The sequence below is a fragment of the Polaromonas sp. P1_G4 genome (genome assembly GCF_056405475.1).
In genome coordinates this window covers 1-2,428 of record NZ_JBFUCA010000591.1, presented here as the reverse complement: position 1 = coordinate 2,428, position 2,428 = coordinate 1, and the positions used below count along the sequence as shown (strand labels likewise).

Annotated in this window: 3 protein-coding genes; 2 read left to right on the top strand and 1 reads right to left on the bottom strand. The window is 58.6% G+C overall.

Annotated elements, in window-relative coordinates; genetic code table 11:
• The coding region (locus AC1D1X_RS20935; RefSeq protein WP_477699069.1) for an ABC transporter permease at nucleotides 1-442 on the bottom strand (442 nt) is incomplete at its 3' end.
• Nucleotides 443-910: 468 nt separating this feature from the next.
• On the opposite strand from AC1D1X_RS20935, the gene AC1D1X_RS20930 reads away from it, so the two are divergent.
• Both AC1D1X_RS20930 and AC1D1X_RS20925 read left to right on the top strand, forming a co-directional pair.
• Nucleotides 911-1,954, top strand: a complete 1,044-nt coding sequence (locus AC1D1X_RS20930) for a porin (RefSeq protein WP_477670532.1) — start codon at nucleotides 911-913, stop codon at nucleotides 1,952-1,954.
• 113 nt (nucleotides 1,955-2,067) lie between these two features.
• Nucleotides 2,068-2,428, top strand: a 361-nt coding sequence (locus tag AC1D1X_RS20925) for an ABC transporter substrate-binding protein (RefSeq protein ID WP_477699068.1), incomplete at its 3' end; no start/stop codon positions are given.

The following is a 2,428-nucleotide window of genomic DNA, read 5'->3' as shown; positions in this document are numbered from 1 at the left end:
GCCCCTTCCAGAACGTGGGAATGGTGACCCCTGCGATTGAAAATCCGGCAATGAGCTTGTGAACCCAGGAGTCCGGCATCAGGCCCGCGACGAGCCCGAGAGGGATCCCGATGGCCAGTGCCAGTATCAGCGCAATAAACGCCATCTCCAGGGTTGCGGGCATGCGCTCCAGAACAATTCCCAGTGCCGGCCGRTTGAAGACAAACGATTTGCCAAGATCTCCCTCGACCGCATGCTTCACAAACAGTGCGTATTGCTCGTAGATCGGCCGGTCCAGCCCCAGGCTGCGCGCCGCGACCTCTACCTCCTCGGTGGAGGCATTCGGGCTGACAAGCAGGTGTATGGGGTCGCCAATGAGGTGAATGCCCGTAAACGCGATGGCAGACATCAGCGCAACGACGACGAGGCTGTCGCGCATTCGCTGGAATATGGGGCCAAACATCAGATTGCGTCCTTATCTCTGCCTGCGACACCGGCCAACACCCGCCCACATCGCACGCCGCTTCGCTCGAGCCCGCGGCCTCCACCCGGGGAAGCCGCAACAGGCCCCCTATTGCACGTCACTTTCATCAAAAACTCCAGTCAGCGGGAGGCCTCCCGCCGGTACGTCACGTTCGCACAACTGCTCGCAATTTAGAGGCCAACCAACACCCTTGCCAGCTTTCACCTTGTGCATTCGCGGCAACAGCGCCGCGAAATTTCTTGACAGTCATCACCGCTTCATGATCTAGTTGTAACGCTGTTTGATACAGTGTATCGCTAGTCAATACAATAAAGCAAGCGAATTTTTCAGGATTTATGACGGTCGGCGAGGAGGGAAGCAGGAAAGACCTGGGCGAACTGCGCCTGTGAGCACCCATGCGGCGGCGAATGATTCGCCGCCATTTACAAAACTTTTCAGGAGTGAGAAATGAAATTGAAGATAGCCTGCCTGGCTGCGATTGGCGCCGGCGCAATAACCGCCATAACCCCCGTCGCCGCGTTGGCGCAAAGCACGGTGACGATTTACGGGAGGATGGATACGAGCTTTGAGAACTCAAAGACTGGCTCGGTCTCGCAGACGCTCATCACGGGCAACGCGTCCCGGTTCGGCGCCAAGGGAACCGAGGACCTGGGCGGAGGGCTCAAGGCGCTCTTTGGCCTGGAGATGGGAATTTCCTCGGACACCGGGGCGTCAAGCTCGCCCGTCTACCGCAACTCCTATGTCGGCATCAGCGGCGACTTCGGGGTGGTCAACATCGGCCGCATCGACTCGGCCGCGCCCAGCCGCACGCCGATCTACGCGATCCTGGGCCGCAATGTCGAGTACGTCATCCACGATGCCGGCGCCACCGCGATTGGCACCTCCATCTTCAATGCGCGCACACGTGTTTCGAACGCCATCGGCTATGCCAGCCCGCTGATCAGCAACTTCGTTTTCCGCGCCGGCCATTACTTCAATGGTGAAGGCCTGGCGGAAGCGGCGGCCGGCCCGGTCCGCTTTGAGAGCGACTACAAGCAGACCGATGTCTCGCTGAGCTATGGCGAAGGCGAGGGCCCGCTGGGCCTGGGCGTCGGCTACGGTAGGGACAGCAAACGCGGGGGTGCCTTGCTCAATGATTTCAAGAGCAAGTGGATGCTGGTGGGCTCCTACGACTTTGGCGATATCCGTGCCTGGGCGGTCTACAACCGTGACAACTTTGAGGGCAATGCGCTGTCRCGCAGCAAGGTGGCGGCRCAGATGATCGGCGCTTCGTGGGACATCACGCCCAGCAGCAAGGTCATGGCCAACTACATCCGCAAGGATGTSCAGAGCGATCCTGCGGCCAAGCTCAAGCGCTTCCAGGCGGGCTACTCCTACAAGATGAGCAATCGCACTTCGCTGTACGGCTTCTATGACCGCTCGGACCCGAACAACCGTGTCGCCAATGACGTGATCCGTGTTTACGGGGTTGGCATTCAGCATAACTTCTGAGCGCACAAAGGCACGCGATCAGTATCTCGTCCGCAAAGCCCGCCTCCGGCGGGCTTTTGTCATGGATAACAGGAACGCCTTAGACAGGCTCCATCATTTTGGAAAGCATGGGTATGTCAATAAAACATTGGATCAGTACAGGCATTCTGGGAACAGTTTGTGCCGTTGCCTCATCCGCTCCGCAGGACATCGTGATCGGCCAGATCGGCCAGCTTAAGGACCCGAATTCCGCGGCAAGCCAGGTCAAGGTGGGCGTGCAACTGTATTTTGATGTCGTCAACGACCGGGGTGGCGTTAATGGGGCGAAGCTGAAACTTGTCACCAAAGACCGGGGACCGGACGGGTCGGACTCAGTGGAAAAAACACGGGAAATCATCCAGGAAGAAAAGCCTGTTGCATTGATCGGATTTTCTGGAACTGCGCCTGTTGAAGCGCTGATTCAGGAAAAGGTACTGGCTGCGGCCGGCATTCCCT